Origin of the sequence: Pseudomonas sp. St316 (genome assembly GCF_018325905.1) — a bacterium.
In the GTDB taxonomy this organism is placed as follows: domain Bacteria; phylum Pseudomonadota; class Gammaproteobacteria; order Pseudomonadales; family Pseudomonadaceae; genus Aquipseudomonas.
Window position 1 is genome coordinate 4,673,998 of the sequence record NZ_AP021901.1, and the last position, 17,865, is coordinate 4,691,862.

Below are 17,865 nucleotides of genomic sequence, written 5' to 3' on the forward strand. Positions count from 1 at the left end.
ATTCGCCACCACTTTGACCAGTCCCCAAATGAGGCTAGAAGCCTTGAATTACAAGGCTTCGTGGATCCAATCAGCCCCGACTCAACGCGCCATGATCTTCCAGGCGCGGTGGATCTTGCCGTTGCGGGCGAAATCCGGATCGATCGTCTTGGCGGTGATCTCTTCCACCGCATAACGCTCGCCAAGGTTGTCCTCGAGCTGGAACTTGCGGAAGTTGTTGGAGAAATACAGCACACCACCCGGCGCCAGGCGCGCCATGGCCAGGTCCAGCAACTGCACATGGTCGCGCTGCACGTCGAACACGCCTTCCATGCGTTTGGAGTTGGAGAAGGTCGGCGGATCGATGAAGATCAGGTCGTACTCGTCACGACTGGCTTCAAGCCAGGCCATCACGTCGCCCTGCTCCAGGCGGTTCTTGTCCGAAAAACCATTGAGCGACAGGTTGCGCCGCGCCCAGTCCAGGTAGGTCTTGGACAGGTCGACGCTGGTGGTACTGCGTGCCCCACCCTTGGCAGCGTGGACGCTGGCGGTCGCGGTGTAGCAGAACAGGTTGAGGAAACGCTTGCCGGCCGCCTCTTTCTGGATCCGCAGGCGCATCGGCCGATGATCGAGAAACAGCCCTGTGTCCAGGTAGTCGGTGAGGTTGACCAGCAGCTTCACGCCACCTTCGTTGACCTCGGTGAACTTGCCCTGGGCGCTCTGACGCTCGTACTGTTTGGTGCCGCTCTGGCGCTCGCGACGCTTGATCACCACGCGGCTCTTGTCCACGTTCAGCGCCTGGGGAATCGCCGCCAGGGCGTCGAACAGCCGGGCCGAGGCTTTTTCCGGGTCGATGGACTTCGGCGCGACGTATTCCTGGACGTGCACCCAGTCGTGGTACAGGTCGATGGCCATGGAATATTCCGGCATGTCGGCATCGTAGACCCGATAGCAGTCCACGCCTTCACGCTTGGCCCACTTACTCAGCAACTTGAGGTTTTTTTGCAGGCGATTGGCGAACATCTGTCCACCTTCGCTCAACCGTGCCTGCTCGACCACAGGGGCTGGCGCCGGTGCCGGCTTGATCGGGTTGCCATTCTTGTTGTACTGGCGCTCTTGCGGTACTTCCGGGGCCTGATCGTAGGCGGCCTGCTCACGTTCGGCCTGGCGCTGTTCCGGGGTGCGACGTTCGCCGGTGACGAACTGGTCCGGCAATACCTTGATCAGCAGCAACTTGCACGGCAAGGCGCCGTTCCAGAACGAATACTGCTTGTGACTGCGAATGCCCATGCGCTTGCCCAGGTCCGGCGCGCCGGTGAACACCGCCGCCTCCCAGTTCAGGCAGGCCTGGCGCAGGCGCTCGCCCAGATTCTGGTAGAGGTAAAGCAGGCTGGCTTCATCACCCAGGCGCTCGCCGTACGGCGGGTTGCAGATCACCAGGCCCTTCTGGTTCTGGTCTGGACGTGGCTCGAAGGTGGCGACTTCGCCTTGATAGATCTTGATCCACTCGCTCAGGCCAGCACGTTCGACGTTGTTGCGGCCCGGCTGGATCAGCCGTGGGTCGGCTTCGTAGCCGCGAATCCACAACGGTGGCTTGGCCAGACCGGCGGCGGCGCGCTCGCTGGCCTCTTCGTGGAGCTTCTTCCACAGCGCCGGCACGTGGCCGAGCCAGGCGGTGAAGCCCCACTGCTGGCGACGCAGGTTCGGCGCCATGTCGGCGGCGATCATCCCGGCTTCCACCAGGAACGTGCCCACGCCGCACATCGGGTCGGCCAGCGCCCCGCCTTCAGCGGCAATGCGCGGCCAACCGGCGCGGATCAGGATCGCGGCGGCGAGGTTTTCCTTCAGCGGCGCGGCGCCTTGCTGCAGGCGATAACCGCGCTGGTGCAGGCTGTGGCCGGAGAGGTCGAGGGAGAGGATCGCTTCGCCGCGGTCCAGGCGCAGGTGGATGCGCAGGTCCGGGTTGAGCTTGTCGATGGACGGTCGCTCGCCCGATGGCGTGCGCAGCTTGTCGACGATGGCGTCCTTGACTTTCAAGGCGCCGAAATGGGTGTTGTCGATGCCCGAGCCGTGGCCGCTGAACTCCACTGCCAGGGTGCCATCGGCCAGCATGTGGTCTTGCCAGTCGACGTCCAGCACGCCGTGGTACAGGTCTTCGGCGTCCTTCATCGGGAAGCGCTTGAGCACCAACAGCACACGGTTGGCCAGGCGCGACCACAGGCACAGGCGATAGGCCGTTTCCATGTCGGCCATGCCGCGCACGGCGGAGGTGTGCTCGCGCGCTTCTTCAAGGCCAAGCCCGACGGCTTCCTCGATGAGCAGGCCTTCAAGACCCTTGGGGCAAGTGAGGAAGAGTTCGAAACGATCGGACATGGGAGTTCCAGAGCCTTTGGCTTAGTGGACCGGGCAACGCATTGCCGGGCCGGGTTCAATCAGGTGCTTTTCTCAAGAGCACCCGCGTGGCACGAAAGTGTGCCGTACCACCCTCGCCGCTCAGGTTAAAAGAGCTTAGATGCGAAGGCAGAAAAAAAATTCTGTGCGACAAATTGTAAAAACTCGACCCTTTCGTCGAATAGTACCCGAGTGCAACAGGGGGACATTCTCATTCGAGAAAAGGCCGCCCTGTTTGGCGCAGGGCCGATCATACAGGGGTCTTGCTCAAAAGCGGTCAACGAACATCAAGTTACTTATCGCCCTAACATCTTTATTGTTACGTGCTTATGACAAAACGATCATTCCATCCCTGTGACGCTTTGGTTAGAACTCAACACAGGTTGACGTCGCAACGGCGTCAACACCTCGGCTCGTCACGCCGGCAACGAGCCACCAACGGCAGAATGATTCTGCCCCGGCCTCGATAGAGGCCGACGCTAAGTAACAGTCAACAAGTGAGGGCAACACCCTATGAGAAGACTTAAGCGTGATCCGTTGGAAAGAGCATTTTTACGTGGTTACCAATATGGCGTTGGTGGTAAATCCCGTGAGCTTTGCCCCTTTACTCTACCGTCGGTACGTCAAGCCTGGATCAATGGCTGGCGAGAAGGACGCGGCGACAACTGGGACGGTATGACCGGCACTGCGGGTATCCATAGACTCAACGAACTTCACGCCGTCGGCTGACACAGGGCTTAATACTCAAGAACTCGACAATTTGACATCCATATCGATTTAACCACGCACGTCCCATCCGGACGGCGGGCTACGGCCCAGGGGGCTCCTTCGAGGAGCCCTTTTTAATGCCTGGGGTTTCTGAACACTGTGAATACCTGGACTGTAAACACTCTTGTGGGCGAGCCCACCTTTTGTGGGAGCAAGGCTTGCCCGCGATGAACACGACACGGTCTATCTGGAACCGAGGCGCCCGTATCGCGAGCAAGCTTTGCTCCCACAAAAAAACCTGCTCGCCACAATAGAGCCGACCGCTCCTGAATCAACCCAACGCCGCAATCGCATCCACCGACTCACGAATCAATGCCGGCCCCTTGTAGATAAAGCCCGAATAAATCTGCACCAGGCTCGCCCCTGCGGTGATCTTCTCGGCGGCATGCCGGCCTTCGGTAATCCCGCCCGCAGCGATGATCGGCAAACGCCCCGCCAATTCATCGGCCAGCACCTTCACGGTATGAGTGCTCTTGTCACGCACCGGCGCTCCAGACAAGCCGCCCGCCTCGTCACCGTGCTCCAGCCCTTCAACGCCTTCGCGCCCCAGGGTCGTGTTGGTGGCGATCACCGCGTCCATGCCCGTATCGATCAGGGCCTGGGCCACCTGGATGGTCTCTTCGTCGGTCATGTCTGGCGCGATCTTGATCGCCAGTGGCACGTGCCGGCCGTGGGTCAACGCCAGCTCGGCACGACGCCGGGCCAGGTCGGCCAACAGTTGCTTGAGGGAATCACCGAATTGCAGGCTGCGCAGCCCCGGGGTATTGGGGGAGCTGACGTTGACGGTCACGTAGCTGGCGTGGGCATAGACCTTGTCCAGGCAGATCAGGTAATCGTCGACGGCACGTTCCACCGGCGTGTCGAAGTTCTTGCCGATATTGATGCCCAGCACGCCCTTGTACTTGGCCGCGGCCACGCGGGCCAGCAGATGATCGACGCCCAAGTTGTTGAAGCCCATGCGGTTGATGATCGCCTCGGCCTGCGGCAGGCGAAACAGCCGCGGCTTGGGGTTACCCGGCTGCGGCCGAGGGGTGACGGTGCCGATTTCGACGAAACCAAAACCCAACTGGGCGAAACCATCGATGGCCGCGCCATTCTTGTCCAACCCCGCCGCCAACCCGACCGGGTTGGGGAATTCCAGTCCCATGACCGTCACCGGCAATTTCGCCGGGGCCTTGCACAACAAACCGTTGAGGCCCAAACGCCCGCCCGCGCCGATCAGGTCCAGGGACAGATCGTGGGAGGTTTCCGGGGAAAGTTTGAACAGCAGCTCACGGGCCAGGGTGTACATGGGTGGGTTTGACTCGTTTGAAGAAATGAGGCGCGGATTATAGCGGGGTGAAGGGATGGGAGCGAGCGACCGATGGTGGCCCGCTCCCGGGCTTGACTCAAGACGTGGTCGTTTCCTGCAGTGCATAAGTGTTGTTGGTTTGCTTCAGGTTGGCAAAGATCAGTGGGAAGTAAAGAAGCGCCACCATCATGGCGAAACAGCCATTGAGAATATGGCCTTGGGTATCCTCACCGTTCTCGCTGTTACTCAACCAGGCCGTTGCCGCCCCCATGAACAGGCTGACAGCGTGACCAAACGAGAGGCGTGCCCCCGCAACATTCACAAATGCGTCGGCCAATTGAGTTCGGGTGGGCCACTGAACACCAGTGCGTACCTCCAGGGCCATTTGTTGTAACGATTCCGGATCGGAAAAGACTGAGTCCATTCCTCGCTGGGGTGAAAGCACATGCCAACTTTTGCAGGCAATCAAAGTCGCCACATCGGCTACCATGCCGAGCGCATTCAGCCCGGCTTGAATCGCGTCCGCGCCAAAATCGTGACCAAGCCCCTCGGCGGCCCTGGCAGGGCCACTCAATGGCATGGCCTTACCCAATTCCGCCAGCGCAAATTGGCCTGCGCCATAAGCTGCGGCTGTAACCCCGGTTGCCACGGCGTTCGCGGGACCCGCGTTATCTTTCAAAGGGAAGAAGGCTTGAGCCACGGCCCTGGCCGTGATGTAGACGAGTCCGCCGGTCATCGTTGGGAAGAGCTTTGACGCTGCTCCCGTGAGAACGGCCCCGAGCGCGCTTCCCATCACAGCACTCGCCATGCATAGACACCCCAGCCTCGACTTCCAGCTCGCCTCCCCTGAAAACTCCCTACGGATGGCCCCCATCAGCGTCAACGCTGGCCCCACCATCGCCACCGCAACGGCCGCCCACGCCCGGGAAGCCTCAGGTGTATCACCTTCGCGCATGGCGTTCTCGACGAGATAGCCGACGTACTGGCGCAAAGCGGTGGCCAACGCAATGATCATCCCTGTGTGCCCGGCGACATTCAGCAGATTGAGCCCGGGGCCCTTGGCGGCTTCGAGCAGTTCCATGCCTGCCTCGATCACAGCTTTCAAGCGACCTTCACTGCTGCCGTTGCCTGCGGCGCCTTCATCTATGAAGTTAAAAATCTCGTGTTGTTCAGGGCCGGGGGGCATTTTGCCCGTTTGGATGTAGCCTTCCATTTGGTCTTTGATAGTGTGAGCTGGCTCACCCAAATCGCCCGACAATCCCTCCAAAGAACACTCTATCGCTCGACCTAGACGCGCAAAACCCGCAGTGACTTCCCTGTCTGTTCCTAGCGCAGTCACCGTCACTTCAATGCCCTCAACGTTTAACGGCACAAGATCAAGCGCGCCTGACTGCCTGGCCGAAGTGGTGTGTAGAGATGCAACGCTTCCATGCAACTGAGAAACAGCAAAGGTGTCATTTCCTCCCGCAATTTTCATGGGTCTTTCTCCTGCTGGTTGTCGTTAAACTGCTCGGAGCGATTCTCACCACTCACTCTTCTCCCAAACCTCATCCCCCATCGGCTGGAACACCTCACGCATCACGCCCATGACAAAAACTTCCATGGCGAACGCCAAGCCATTGGCCCCGAGGATTTCCTTATAGAGCTGCGACTTTTCCAGCCCCTCTTCCTTCAATCGATACAGAACCTGTAGCGTGACCGCCTTCAACGCCGAGGCGGTGCGATACGCCGCCGTTTCTCCGTCCGCCCCGCGCAGGGTGCGGAGAAACTCATGAATCGCCTTCTCGCCCTGACCTTCCATGGCCAACAGCAATCGATACACGTGCTCGAACTCAGGATCTGGCCGTTTCTCCTGTAGGGCAGCCAGCAGCCGCGACTCCAGCGTCTCGGCCGCCGTGCTGGTGTCAGGCCCACGAGGGCTGAGAACATTCAAGGGCTCAATCTGCATGGGGGACTTGTCCGGCGGCGATCTTTTTGGCGTCGACGAAGCTCAAGCACAGTTGCTTCAGCGCCTGCTGCGAGGCCTGGTCCAGGACACGCACCGATTCCGGCAGATCAGCGATGCTCGCCAATAACCTGGGTGCCAACCGTTCCCGAGCCGTTTCAACGTCGAACTCCAGCAGTTGATCCGCCAGCCGCAGCACATAGCGATCCTGCGGGTGATATTCCAGAAGCAGCTGGCCGGGCCATCGCTGACGCAAGCGCTCACGCCATTCGTTGCCGCGCGCACGGCAATGCTGCGGCAACAACAGGTGCAATGCCGCGCCCGCATCACTCGATTGCCCGGCCAGCCAGTTTTCCAGCATGTCGTCCAGCCACTGGGGCTGACTCAAGACTTGGGCAAGCAGATCGTGCGCGGCCCGGGCCAACTCGTTGTGCAATTGAAGGCCGAGGGTTTGCGAGTTCAACAAGCCGTCCGCCAGATGCCCGGTCGCGCGCAGGACGCCCTCGGCATAGCCCTGTTGAAACGCCTGGGCATGCACCGCTTCGGCATCGCGCCGGGCCTGTTCGACACTCTCACGGGCCCGGCGCTGGGCCTCGAGTTGCAAGCACCGACGACGGCGCGCCGCGGCGATGTCCTCGCGGGCCAGGTGCACGTCTTCGCCAACAGGCAAGTCAGCCAGGGAGCGGATAGAGTCGAGCATGCTGCACCGCCAGAAAGAAAAGGGTTGGATCAGGTTTCGTGACCGGCCATTGCCGCTGCAAGCGCACGACCGGCTCGGTGAATTGCAAGGCCAGGCGCTCAAGCAGAAAAGGTGGGACCTGCCCATGCCAGCTCCACAGCGCATTGAGGCCGGCCGCTTCGACCCGCTCCACTGAAACAGCCGAGCTTTCCATCCACAGCTCGCTTCGAGGGCCCAGGCGGTAGTTGGCGAACCGCCGAACCGCCATCGGCAGGCAGCGCAACGCCCCGCCACGCGCCAGGGCGGGCTTCAAGCGATAGGCGCCCATCAGCAACGCGATGTAGGGCAATTGTCGCCAATGGCGAACCCACTGTTTCGCCACGCCGGTCAGCGCCGTCGACGGCCATGGCCCTTGCAACTGCAGGCCTTCGAGCACTATGCGGTTGAGCAGGCTGCGCGCCTCCAGCCCCTCGAATCCCGCCGGTACCACCAGGCGCTGAGGGTTCAGGTACCCCAGGGGCTCAGTTAGAATCTTCTGCAAGCGGTCAATGTCCGACATCACGCCGCCCAACCCTTGACTGTCGATAGGCCCAGGCGCCGCCGACCAACAGCAACCCGCTTATCACCGCCAGCAACCACGGCCAGTTCGATGGCTTCCGGCTAGCGGTGACAGTCGGCGCGACATGCTGGGTCGGCGAGCGCTTGGACAGCACCACCGAGATGTTCTCGTACTCCACCGTGGCAAAACTGTTCTTGAGAAAACGCTTGATGTCGGTGATCAGCAATTGCGCCTCGACATCTCGCTCATGCAGCACGACCGCCGAGAGGTGGATAGGCGCCGGCTTGCGCCCACCCTCGCCAGCATCCAGGTCGTAACTGACATGCACCCGCGCTGAAACCACACCTTCGAGCACAGCCAGCGACTGTTCGATGCGCTGCTCCAGCGCCGAATACAACCGAGCTTTTTCCGCTCGCGGCGAAGCCACCAGGGAACCGGCGGGAAACAGCTCTGCCACCTGCAAACGGGGCCGGGACGGCAACGAATAAAGATTAAGCAAGTCGACGGCGGCGGAAAAATCCGGTTGATCGATTTTCACCGCATAGCCGGCTTTGCCACCGTCAACTTTCACCGCCGCGATGTTGTTGCGTTGCAGGACCGACAGCACTTCATTGGCCTGCTGCTGATCCAGCCCTTCCAGCAGACTCGGCTGGCGACACCCCGCCAGCACCAGGCACAACAACAGCCACAACAGGCCTGGCTTCATGACGCACGCAACAGGGTTTCTGCCGTGCCCACGGCTTTGCGTACCAGCACGTTGAGCAAATTGATGTCGACGTTGTATTGCCCGGTCAGCTCCTGCAGCTGGGCCAATACTTGCGGGTCGGTGATATCCGGGCGCTGGAGCAACTGATCGATCGCCGAGACGTCTTGCGCGCTGTCGACGGCCGAACCGGCAAACGCTTCGATCAAGCGTGACTCCAAAGAAACGACTGGGCCTTCCTGCGGCCCGTGCAGTTCCACGAAGGCCGACCGCGCGATAAGCGACGGGGAAATACTGGGGATGGACATACAAGGCACTCATGAAAAAGGCCACTGTCACGCGCAATGGCCAGCCGGAAGAGAAAGCGTCAGCGAGCCGCCTGGATGATCGCCATGTCGATATCCTTGAAGCCCTTGATGGTGTTGGTCTGGGCATTGCGGAAGACCGTGTACGAAGAAAACGCGGTCTGATAGGCCGCAAGCAGCCCTGGGTCAGAAGCATCTTTTTTCAGATCTTCAAGCGCTTTATCCAAGACGTCTTTGAGTTTCTGTGCGCCGGCCTCGAACGCCGCAGCTTGCTCGCCGAGAAAATCGTCGGGAAATGTGATGGGTAAACCGATACCAGCCATTGCTCACCTACTGTGTCTGTTTAGAAAAATGCCAGGACGAAGTACTCGTCTTGACGTAGCCCTGCGGGCCGGTTTGAAACGACTTGCCCTTGAGCGCGTCGTCCTTGAGCTCGACAGTGAAATGCACGTAGCGATCACCCCACTGTCGGTAAAAACTGTCGACGTACTGGCGGGCGGCGGCCAGCTCGGCATCCTGCAGGTTGCCCTCGACGGCGAACGTGACACTGTCCTCGTGATCGATCCGCGTGAAGGCAAGTGCCAAACGCTGCAAGCCTCCCTGCGCCAGCTCGGCGAGCAACGAGTCATCCTGACTCTGCACCACGACGTCGCGTGCATAAGGTGCCGCCGCGAGCAGCGTATCGAGCAGTTGTGCCTGCCTGTCGGGCGTGAGCAGATTGCGTTGTCCGCTGAGCAGCAGGCGCGGCGTCGTCGGGTCCTTGAGGTCCAGGAAATGCCAGGCCAATTGCGGATCATGGTCAACCAGCACCTGCTCCAGCCGTCGGCGCTCCTGTTCCCTGAGCAGCACCTTGCCACTCAGGGCGTTGTGACGCGTCAGCACTTGTCGGCTCCAGCCGGCATCGCGTTCGGAATCCACAACGACATACACCGAATGATCGCGCCCCGGCAGCACCTGGACCTGGGCACTGGCGCCGCTGATCAGCGCGCGAATATCGGTTTCTGGCGCAGGCGCAGGTGTCGACCAGAGCCCCACCGCGGCAGCCAACACAACCAGTGCCAGAGCGCCGGCGCCCCATCGCATCCAAGGGGCACGCCAGCTCACCGAAGCCGCGGCATCGAGCGGGGTGTCGTGTGCTTGAGCGAGACACTCGGCATCCCAGGATTGATGTTCAGGACGTAACGCGATGTGCAGGCTGCCGATCTGCACCCTGTCCTGGAAGGCACAATGGCGTACCTCTAGCGCATCGCCGAGCAGCCGCACCGGCAAGCCGTCCGCCGTGGCCTGATTGGCCAGCACCTCGAAATTGCAGCCACCTTCCTCCAGGGGAACGAAGATGGCCGCCTCTGGAATGCTGGCAGAAATTGCTTCGCTCCCGAGCAACTCCACAGCCCCTACCACGAACAGGGTTGTGCCCTCACCAAGGGGAAATTCACAGCCCTGCAACGGCCCATTGAGTATCCGCAGAATGCAGGGCTGTAGAGTGGGGGTCGTCGGGACTGTCACCGTCCTAACTCCAGGGCAATCGAATGAGCGGACAGGTTAGAAAGGCCAGCCACACAGTTCCTGATCCAATTCTGCCGATGACCTCCTGCAAAGGATCAGAATCCCCGGACCGACCCGGTTCACGGAGCCGTCATTCGCGCCTGGATGAACGCCTGGTAGCGTTGCCAGACTTTGCGTGCATAACGAAGCCGTGCGGCTTGACGGTGAGGTGAATGGCCGGCGTTATAGGCACCGACCGCCGTCCAGTTATAGCCGTAGCGCGCGATAAATTCGGCCAGCACCTGCGCACCGACTTCTACCGACAGACAAGGCTCGTCCAGCAGGCGCTGCTCGGTAATGCCTTGGGCATTCAATCGAGGCAAATGGATGCTGTTGATCTGCATCAGCCCGATATCGCGAGTGCCGTTGCTGTTGTGGTTGATGGCGTCCGGCAGCATGCCTGATTCCACATCAGCAATCGCTTGCAGCAACTCCGGTTCGATGGCGTGCAACTGCCCCGCCCTGCTCCAGCACCAGGCGTGCGCCTGGGCCATGCCAAGCCCCAGGCCCAGACACACCGGCCAGTACAACCATTTGCTCCTGCGCTGCTTCATGCCAGGCGCCGCTCGCGGATCCATGTCGGCTGTTCGTGAATGCGCACCCGCATGATCTGCGCTCGCACACACCCTGGGTCGTGTTCCAGGCACTGATCGATCATCCGCTCCGCCTGCTCGTTGCGTTGCCAGAACCAGTGATGCCAGGCATGGAAATACAGCACATCGGCCGGATCGGCCGACAACAAGCAGCGCCGAAACAACACCTGCGCCGCCTGCTCGCAGCCGCGCAAACTGGTCAGCAACGCCAAACGTGTCAGTGCCGCAATGCTGCCGGGGTCCAGCGCCAAGGCATTGGAAACTGCCGAATGCGCCTCCTCGATGGCACGTTCCGTGTCACCCAGGCCCATCATCGCCTGCCCCAGCCAAACATCCGCCAAACCGCACCAGGGCGGCGCATAGCCGGCATCGAGTTTCAAACACTGCCTGAACAGCACCAGGGCATCGCGCAGGCTTTGTACCGTGTGCTGCTGCACACTGCACAGCCCATTGAGATACGCCACCGCCACGGCATAAGACCCACAACGCTCACCGACCGGCCGCAGCCCAGGCACGCGCTGGGCCACCAGACACGTCAACTCGCCCAGCGCTTCCCCAGCGTCACAGGCATCCAACGTTTGCCCATGCACCAGGGCCTGGTCACGACCACGAATCAGTTCCACCGACCAATGTCGCTGCTCGCCCGCGCCGATAAAACGCCCGCTCAAACAGTAATCCGCCGACAACTGCCCGACCAACGCGCGTACATCGCTCGACACACAATGAGCCGCAATCAATCCCGTTGGCATGACATGCAACGCCTCGCCGAACGCCATGGACAATTGACGGATCATCACATCCTGCAGATCCAGCGCCGCCGTCTCGTCCAGGTTACGAAAGGGCAACACCGCCAGCGAGGGCCCCACGGTTCTCGCCTGGTTCGGTGCATCAAGCTCAACCACCGGACAGGTGAATCGATAACCCTGGCCATACACCGTGGCAATGAAATCCTTGTGCTCCTTGAACAACTTGCGCAGTGCGTAGATACAACGGGTCAACGACTCCTCCGCGGTATCCATTCGCGGCCAGACCTGGTCCAGCAGATAATCCTTACTCACGACCACGCCCGCCGATTTCAGCAACAGGCGCAGTACGTGCAGTTCTTTAGGTGGTACATGAACTCCTTGTCCATCTCGCAGCAGCGTTCCATCGCTTTGCAATAGCCAGTGGTCAAAAACGAATGACTTCACCGGCGTTTGATCAGTGGCACTGTCCATACTCTGGGATTTCTCTATAGAAAGTTACTGAAGCGCGATTGAGCCTGCCGGGTGGGCAGGCTCGGGATGGCGAGCTGCGTGACTATAGGAATTTGATTAAGAACATGCCGTAGGAAAACCAACTTATGCGGAGACGAAAATACAACCAGCGCCGTAGGATATTTTCCACCCCTTATAACAGCCTTACTTCCTCCAACCGATTAAACCTTGTCACTCCAAAGCAACAACATAAGGATTATCCACCTGCCCCAAGTTCGAAATCCCCTTGATAGATCCTATGCTATCGCCTACCGGCACGTAATACTGCCCATTATTTCTACCCAAAATTATATCATTCATGTCTTTGCCTTTTCTCAAGCCTTCAAGAACCTCATCAAGTTCGAATGATCTCGCGGTATTGAGCGGATGTTCGGCCTTATTAACCCATACATGCAAATGCAGTGTCGCGGTTTTTTCAGCAACAGGAAAATGAAAAAAAGCTTAATCTTATCACTTTCACCTTCCACACCATAAAAACCCGATAAATTATCAAGCACATCCTTCTTTAATTTTTCCAGCATAGGCACATCACTTGCGTCGAGATCTAAAATTGACGAAAGGTACTTAACGCCAGTCCCTGACTCTATCTCATACAACGTCCGACCATTATCAAAGCAATTATCCTTCTGGGCATTATCCTGCCAAGCGGATCGCTGCAGCCCCAGCGTCTCGGCAAACGCCAAATTTTGATTGGGATGAAGAGCCCAAACACCCAGAGTAATACCTGACTTCCTTTCTTTTAAAACCAGAGGCTCCTCTGAGTACTCCTTGAAATCTATATATGGCAGATTTGGATAGATCAGAAAACCATTTGAACTGGCATCGTACGGGGCAAAATAAGAAAATCGGCCTTGTTGAATTTCATACCCTGAAAGATCCCTGCAGGGCACCCTATCAAGAAGCTCCCTCAAAAACTGTGTTACGCCCGTGACACAATGGTAAGTATCCTTTAACTGGCGAAGATTCTCCGCATCAAAAACCAAAAGATTACAAGCAGGCGTTTGATACTTCACGGCGCCCACACCAGAATAAAATCTAAACTTACCGTAGCTGTCGCTTTCGTCCGAGATAAACAACCCTGACGTAAGCCTGTACTCTCCAGAAGCGTCTCTATGCGCAAATACTGTGGTAGCACGCGAATCAAACTTGCCCGCCATTTCATCAATAGAAGCGTCCACTCCCAATTTGTCGAGATTGTGCTGCAATACGCTTGAAGAGTTAGCCGTCCTGGCAAGATATGTTTGAATCACTCCTCTACCCTGAAGGACGTCGATACTTTGACGACGAATGGCATCCACGACCGAAGGGTTACTTATCTGAAATCCCATCAACTCAGCCTTACATAAAGATATAAGTTCAAACAACACCAAGCCGACATCCGAGGAAAATCGCCCCCCAGGTTTCACTGATCACTCGCGGCGAGTTTCGAATGCAATACTTACAACTCCCTATACGAACTTACAGCAACACCCGGCCACTGATGAATTTCACCTCGACATGCCCGCCCCCCTACAATATCACTTCAGAGCATTCTGACTCTCGACAAGCGAATTAACAATATCAGCCACAGATCTCCACTGCGCCACTTGTCGCGAAGACAACTCTACATTAAAGGTCTCATCGATCATCATGACAATCTCCACTACATCTACCGAATCAGCACACAAGTCTTCAACCAAGCGGGAACATCCACTTATACTTCGACTCGCTGAAAAATAACCGGACAGCAACTTTATTATTTGAAACTCAACACACCCTTCAACAGCAGGCAGACTCATTTCTTACCCAACCTTTAAAAAACCAACCAAAAACACCACTCCACCACACACTCAAACCATTAAAAACTCAACATCGCCCGCAACATGTCCGCAAACTGATTCAAATGCGCCGACAACGTCTTATTGAAGTTGTCATGGTACGAATTGGCATTCGAATACTTCTGCGTCAATGATTGCAGCATGTTCTTCAGGCGATCTTCCTGCGCATTGAAGCCGGTTTGCCATTGGTTGTATTGGGCGGTGTTCCAAGTCACAGTCCCACCGCTCGACGGCAGGCTGTTTTTCATGATTGTCAGCGGGCCCAGGTCGATGACGACGCACCAGGTGCCGTCGGCGTTCTCTTTGAGGCAACTGTCAGGCAGGCCCAGTGCCTTGCGCCACTTCTCAGCCTCTTCCTTGTTGGCGCCAGGATCGCCGGGTTTCGGAAAAAGAACCGAGGCCGACTTGGGATGGGTGTACTTGGCGATCAGGTTAGTCAAGGCGGCGCGCAACGCGCCTGCATTCAACTTGACATCCTTACCGTCGTTCGCGCCATTGACCCAGTCCTTCATCTTCGCGGTAATTTCAGCATTGAAATCGGCAAAGAAGTCTGTATAGGCCCCGATGATGTGCTCATAACCCGCGAGGTAACCGTTCTTGATCATGTCGATCAGTTCGAGCAACTTTTCGAAGAAGTCGTTCGAGGAATTGATCCCGGCCTCCAGCGCATCTGCTACTTCGGGCGGCGGCCCCTGGTCTATGACGTTCTTGAGGCTGCGCAATATTTGATCTTGTTCATCATTGAGCTGACGAAGCCGACTGTCGTCCAGCAGCGTGGTGTTCATGCTGTGGCTCATCACCGCACAACACTGACGGGCGCGCTGGACCCACATTTGCGCGCGGTCACGCTTGGCGTGGATCTGCTCAAGCAGGTCCGGAATAAGCTGTTGCACCAGGGACTCGGTACTCATGCCCTCCAGTGGCTTGGCGTTGAACGGGGCCCGGAGCATATTGGCGAGGCTGCGATTCAGTGCGCTCATGGACCGGTCCAGCAGCTGCGTCAGCGAACCGACCGTTTGAACCTCAACGGGTCTTTGCTCAGCCAAGGGCGTGTCGATCGTGGCGTCAACGCTTGGCAGCAAGACAACGGGCGCCTGTACGAATCTCGTGATTTCCATACGGTTTTCTTCCTTAAGCTGTCAGGGCGCGGATGACATCACTGCGCGATTGAAAAAGCTGCATGACCATCTCCATCAGTTTTTGCAGCAACGCGGCATCGGCCGAGTCTTTTTGCGCAACCTCATCCCCCAGGCTCTTCTGGCTGTTCTGCGCACTTTGTAGCAGCACTTCTTTTTCCCGCGCGGCGTATTCGCCCAGGCGCACCATGCTCGACACCACCTGGCTCAGGTTCATCGACATGGCACTGAGCGCGCGGCCGATTTCCAGTTTCCTTTCAATGCCCTTACTGCCCATTTGGCTCAGCCAGTCGGAGGTCTGCCCGACGTTCTGGGCCCTGAGGATTTCAGCGTCGAACCAGGCCTGCTCCTTGGGCGTCAACGTCGAGCCATTGGGCGTGAAGTCGACCGTTGTTTGGCGACCTAAATCATCGAAGGTGTTGATCTTGTAGGTGGCTTGCGGGTCCCAGGCATCACGGTTGCGATCTGCTTTGAGGTCGCGTTCGAGGTTGCCAGCGTCCATCGCATTACGCTTGTGCAGGTCAATGTCCGCATGCTTCAACTTCTGCCCCTGAAAGGTCTTGAGCAGGGCGAATCCGGCGATGGCACCGGATACCACGGCGCCGGTGATGGCGCTGTTCAGCGCAGCTTTACCAGACTCGACAATCGCCGCGCCTTGAGCCTTGGCCGCATCGGCGGCCATGACGCTGAAGTGACCGCGCAGTTGCGCGTTGGTCACTCGGGCGATGTTCAACGCAATGATCGCGGCCACCAGGACGTTGGCGTGCTTCTCCCAGGCGCCGGGGTCAAAGATCAAGTCGTTGCGCACGTCATCGCTGAGCATCATCAAGGCGTCACCAAAGTCCTGCCAGTCCGACTCAGTGGGTAGGTAGGCGTTGATTTGGCTTTCGAGTTCCGCGGCCGAGGGTGCAGTGATGCCGTCGTTCTTGAGTACTTGCTTGGCGATGCTGCCGTCGGAAATCCGAGAGGCCGGAAGGGATTTGACCTTGAGATCCTTTGCGAACTGCTCTTGAGCGACTAATTCGCTCAACCCTGGGTCGTTGGTCAAATCGTGGCCAATGCCAACCGGGGTGAATCTGATTGGGGCGTGAATAGCATTCATCGTGGATACCTGTCCTCAGGGATGTTCAAACATGCCGAACCATTTGCAGGCCGACGGAATGGCTGCGTTGCATGTCGGCAAACAGCTGCTCGATCTGGCGGGTGCGTTCGTGCATGACCTGGCCGTAGTTCTCAACCACCTGGGTCAGGTACTTGCTGATCTCTTCGCTGATGGCCATGCGCCCCCGCACGTCAGCCAGGTGCACGGCGGCCTGGGCGGTATGCTGGCCGCTTTTTATTTGCAACCCGCCCTGCACCGCCACGTTGCCAAACTCAGTGACAGCCTGGACGATCTCCAGGTTGGCGGCGTAACGGGCCAGGGATACGGCATCGGCGCCGTTGGTCACAAAGCCGCGCAGTTGCGTGAGCGCTTGGGTCAACGTCTTGCCAACAGACGCTGCGACCTGCTTGGCGGCTTGCATCGCGACCGGCGCCACCTGGGAGGCCACTGAAGCCAGGTTCGAGGCGATGGCGCTGATCATCGGGCCGATCACCGACGCCCCGACGATGACCACCAGGGCAACGGCCGCCAGCGTCGAGATAATCCCCTGGATCATGCCGGCGATCTGCGCGATGTCCTTGGCCGTTTCAGGGTCGACACCGAGGTCTATCAGCATCTGCGTGTAGATCTCGGTGAACAGCTTGATGGCCTCCTGCATGACCTTGGTCAGCGGTTTCATCGCTTCGGCCATGAACGAAACGCCGGTTTTTTCCTGGACCACCGCATCGGCGATCATCACCCCCGCGCCAATCACTCCCACCACGACAAGCACTGGGTTGGCAGTCAGTACCCCGGCAACGATGGTCGCAGCGGTCAGGATTGCGCCGACGATCTTGCCGATGCAGCCCATGGTTTTCTGCAAAGCCTCGGCCTTGCGGACTTCCTCCAGGTATTTATCCGATTCGCGCTTCATGTGTTCCTGAAGCTTGGCCTGCAACTCCTGGAACAGCTCCTGACTGAGCTCTTCCTTGTTCTGCGCCGCCTCGCCGAGCAACTCGATGATCTTCAAGCGATTGAGCAACGCCAGCGCGCTGCTGTTGAGGGCTTTTTCGTCGGTTTCCTTGAGGGCGGGGCCGCTGCTGCCGGACACCACCACTTTGGCAACCACGCCACTGAGCGCTGTGGCACAGCCATTGGCGAGCGCGACCAGTTTGAGGTGAGCCTCGGTCGCCGTGCCGAAGGCATGGGTATGGCTCGCCAGTTCGCCTTTGAGCTGGTCGCGCCGGGCCAGCTCCTGGGCATATTCCGGCGACTCGGGGTCCAGTTGCGCCAGGCGCGCTTCGCTTTCGTCCAGCAGGCCCTGGACCCGCTGGACTCGTTCACGCAGCTCTTGGAGGCGTTCCTGGCTGCCGCCGACCTGGCCCTCGGCAGCCTCCAAGGCCTGGACGGCCGAGGCGTATTCAGCCGAGAGGTTCTCATAGCCCTGCTGCTTGGCACTGGCCATGCTCTGCAGCATCGCCAAGCGGTTTTTCAGCTTCTTGACGTCGACCTCACCGATCAGCTCACTGATCATCGCCATCAACAGCGTGAACAGGTCACCGTTGGTTTGCTGTTTGTTGCCATCGGCACGCGGCGCCGGCGCGTGCAGCACGGGCCGGCCAGTAGCGGCGGGGGACGGGCCATTCTGATCGTCGTACTTCACCGACATCAGGTCCGCCAGGGCTCGCTTGCCGGCCTCCTGGAAATCGGCGGTCCTGGCGGCCTTGCTGGCCGCCGCACCGTATTTCTCAAAGGCCTCGCTGCGACTCATTACCCCCTGGAATGCGGGGTTTGGGGTGCTTCTGATTTCACTCATG

18 protein-coding genes are annotated in these 17,865 nt (G+C 58.8%); 1 reads left to right on the forward strand and 17 read right to left on the reverse strand.

Annotated features, from left to right (window positions below):
• Positions 1–81: 81 nt before the first annotated feature.
• Positions 82–2,352, reverse strand: a complete 2,271-nt coding sequence (rlmKL, locus tag KI237_RS20795; RefSeq protein WP_122567895.1) for a bifunctional 23S rRNA (guanine(2069)-N(7))-methyltransferase RlmK/23S rRNA (guanine(2445)-N(2))-methyltransferase RlmL — start codon at positions 2,350–2,352, stop codon at positions 82–84.
• A 531-nt stretch (positions 2,353–2,883) separates the two neighbouring features.
• Between rlmKL and rmf the strand changes: the two genes are divergently transcribed.
• Positions 2,884–3,099, forward strand: a complete 216-nt coding sequence (gene rmf, locus KI237_RS20800; RefSeq protein ID WP_003223300.1) for a ribosome modulation factor — start codon at positions 2,884–2,886, stop codon at positions 3,097–3,099.
• 310 nt (positions 3,100–3,409) lie between these two features.
• Here the strand turns inward: rmf and KI237_RS20805 are convergent, their stop codons facing one another.
• The 16 genes from KI237_RS20805 to sctE all read right to left on the reverse strand — a co-directional run bounded on the left by KI237_RS20805 (position 3,410) and on the right by sctE (position 17,864).
• Entirely contained in the window at positions 3,410–4,429 is a 1,020-nt protein-coding gene (locus KI237_RS20805) for a quinone-dependent dihydroorotate dehydrogenase (RefSeq protein WP_212796850.1), read from the reverse strand.
• Between the two features lie 97 nt (positions 4,430–4,526).
• Entirely contained in the window at positions 4,527–5,906 is a 1,380-nt protein-coding gene (locus KI237_RS20810) for a hypothetical protein (protein WP_212796851.1), read from the reverse strand.
• A 45-nt stretch (positions 5,907–5,951) separates the two neighbouring features.
• Positions 5,952–6,377 carry a hypothetical protein gene (locus KI237_RS20815; protein ID WP_212796852.1) on the reverse strand — a complete coding sequence of 142 codons (426 nt, stop codon included), beginning with the start codon at positions 6,375–6,377 and terminating at the stop codon, positions 5,952–5,954.
• A complete protein-coding gene (locus KI237_RS20820) occupies positions 6,367–7,074 on the reverse strand; it encodes an oxygen-regulated invasion protein OrgB (RefSeq protein WP_212796853.1) in 708 nt (235 codons plus the stop codon). Before KI237_RS20820 ends, KI237_RS20815 begins: the two co-directional genes overlap by 11 nt.
• Complete coding sequence (locus KI237_RS20825) at positions 7,046–7,612, reverse strand: OrgA/MxiK family T3SS sorting platform protein (protein ID WP_212796854.1); 567 nt, start codon at positions 7,610–7,612, stop codon at positions 7,046–7,048. The genes KI237_RS20820 and KI237_RS20825 overlap by 29 nt, the downstream gene beginning before the upstream one ends.
• Positions 7,599–8,318, reverse strand: a complete 720-nt coding sequence (locus KI237_RS20830; RefSeq protein WP_212796855.1) for an EscJ/YscJ/HrcJ family type III secretion inner membrane ring protein — start codon at positions 8,316–8,318, stop codon at positions 7,599–7,601. Before KI237_RS20830 ends, KI237_RS20825 begins: the two co-directional genes overlap by 14 nt.
• A complete protein-coding gene (sctI, locus tag KI237_RS20835) occupies positions 8,315–8,623 on the reverse strand; it encodes a type III secretion system inner rod subunit SctI (protein WP_212796856.1) in 309 nt (102 codons plus the stop codon). Before sctI ends, KI237_RS20830 begins: the two co-directional genes overlap by 4 nt.
• 59 nt (positions 8,624–8,682) lie before the next feature.
• Entirely contained in the window at positions 8,683–8,943 is a 261-nt protein-coding gene (gene sctF / locus KI237_RS20840) for a type III secretion system needle filament subunit SctF (RefSeq protein WP_212796857.1), read from the reverse strand.
• Positions 8,944–8,950: 7 nt separating this feature from the next.
• Entirely contained in the window at positions 8,951–10,126 is a 1,176-nt protein-coding gene (locus KI237_RS20845; RefSeq protein ID WP_212796858.1) for a PrgH/EprH family type III secretion apparatus protein, read from the reverse strand.
• 119 nt (positions 10,127–10,245) lie between these two features.
• Entirely contained in the window at positions 10,246–10,719 is a 474-nt protein-coding gene (locus KI237_RS20850; protein WP_212796859.1) for a transglycosylase SLT domain-containing protein, read from the reverse strand.
• Positions 10,716–11,975 (reverse strand): winged helix-turn-helix domain-containing protein, encoded by a 1,260-nt coding sequence (locus tag KI237_RS20855; RefSeq protein WP_212796860.1) that lies wholly within the window; start codon positions 11,973–11,975, stop codon positions 10,716–10,718. The genes KI237_RS20850 and KI237_RS20855 overlap by 4 nt, the downstream gene beginning before the upstream one ends.
• Positions 11,976–12,328: 353 nt before the next feature.
• Entirely contained in the window at positions 12,329–13,381 is a 1,053-nt protein-coding gene (locus KI237_RS20860) for a hypothetical protein (protein WP_212796861.1), read from the reverse strand.
• A gap of 150 nt (positions 13,382–13,531) precedes the next feature.
• A complete protein-coding gene (locus KI237_RS20865) occupies positions 13,532–13,792 on the reverse strand; it encodes a phosphopantetheine-binding protein (RefSeq protein WP_212796862.1) in 261 nt (86 codons plus the stop codon).
• 59 nt (positions 13,793–13,851) lie between these two features.
• Positions 13,852–14,811, reverse strand: a complete 960-nt coding sequence (locus KI237_RS20870; protein ID WP_249410653.1) for an IpaD/SipD/SspD family type III secretion system needle tip protein — start codon at positions 14,809–14,811, stop codon at positions 13,852–13,854.
• Between the two features lie 151 nt (positions 14,812–14,962).
• Complete coding sequence (locus KI237_RS20875; protein WP_212796864.1) at positions 14,963–16,069, reverse strand: IpaC/SipC family type III secretion system effector; 1,107 nt, start codon at positions 16,067–16,069, stop codon at positions 14,963–14,965.
• 25 nt (positions 16,070–16,094) lie between these two features.
• On the reverse strand, positions 16,095–17,864 hold the full coding sequence (gene sctE / locus KI237_RS20880) for a type III secretion system translocon subunit SseC family protein (RefSeq protein WP_212796865.1): 1,770 nt from the start codon (positions 17,862–17,864) through the stop codon (positions 16,095–16,097).
• Position 17,865 lies beyond the last annotated feature (1 nt).

What these genes read in the sequence shown, in the direction of transcription:
- rlmKL (WP_122567895.1), bottom strand. Translation starts at nt 2,352, where the DNA reads ATGTCCGATCGTTTCGAACTCTTCCTCACTTGCCCCAAGGGTCTTGAA.
- rmf (WP_003223300.1), top strand. Translation starts at nt 2,884, where the DNA reads ATGAGAAGACTTAAGCGTGATCCGTTGGAAAGAGCATTTTTACGTGGT.
- KI237_RS20805 (WP_212796850.1), bottom strand. Translation starts at nt 4,429, where the DNA reads ATGTACACCCTGGCCCGTGAGCTGCTGTTCAAACTTTCCCCGGAAACC.
- KI237_RS20810 (WP_212796851.1), bottom strand. Translation starts at nt 5,906, where the DNA reads ATGAAAATTGCGGGAGGAAATGACACCTTTGCTGTTTCTCAGTTGCAT.
- KI237_RS20815 (WP_212796852.1), bottom strand. Translation starts at nt 6,377, where the DNA reads ATGCAGATTGAGCCCTTGAATGTTCTCAGCCCTCGTGGGCCTGACACC.
- KI237_RS20820 (WP_212796853.1), bottom strand. Translation starts at nt 7,074, where the DNA reads ATGCTCGACTCTATCCGCTCCCTGGCTGACTTGCCTGTTGGCGAAGAC.
- KI237_RS20825 (WP_212796854.1), bottom strand. Translation starts at nt 7,612, where the DNA reads ATGTCGGACATTGACCGCTTGCAGAAGATTCTAACTGAGCCCCTGGGG.
- KI237_RS20830 (WP_212796855.1), bottom strand. Translation starts at nt 8,318, where the DNA reads ATGAAGCCAGGCCTGTTGTGGCTGTTGTTGTGCCTGGTGCTGGCGGGG.
- sctI (WP_212796856.1), bottom strand. Translation starts at nt 8,623, where the DNA reads ATGTCCATCCCCAGTATTTCCCCGTCGCTTATCGCGCGGTCGGCCTTC.
- sctF (WP_212796857.1), bottom strand. Translation starts at nt 8,943, where the DNA reads ATGGCTGGTATCGGTTTACCCATCACATTTCCCGACGATTTTCTCGGC.
- KI237_RS20850 (WP_212796859.1), bottom strand. Translation starts at nt 10,719, where the DNA reads ATGAAGCAGCGCAGGAGCAAATGGTTGTACTGGCCGGTGTGTCTGGGC.
- KI237_RS20855 (WP_212796860.1), bottom strand. Translation starts at nt 11,975, where the DNA reads ATGGACAGTGCCACTGATCAAACGCCGGTGAAGTCATTCGTTTTTGAC.
- KI237_RS20865 (WP_212796862.1), bottom strand. Translation starts at nt 13,792, where the DNA reads ATGAGTCTGCCTGCTGTTGAAGGGTGTGTTGAGTTTCAAATAATAAAG.
- KI237_RS20870 (WP_249410653.1), bottom strand. Translation starts at nt 14,811, where the DNA reads ATGAGCGCACTGAATCGCAGCCTCGCCAATATGCTCCGGGCCCCGTTC.
- KI237_RS20875 (WP_212796864.1), bottom strand. Translation starts at nt 16,069, where the DNA reads ATGAATGCTATTCACGCCCCAATCAGATTCACCCCGGTTGGCATTGGC.
- sctE (WP_212796865.1), bottom strand. Translation starts at nt 17,864, where the DNA reads ATGAGTGAAATCAGAAGCACCCCAAACCCCGCATTCCAGGGGGTAATG.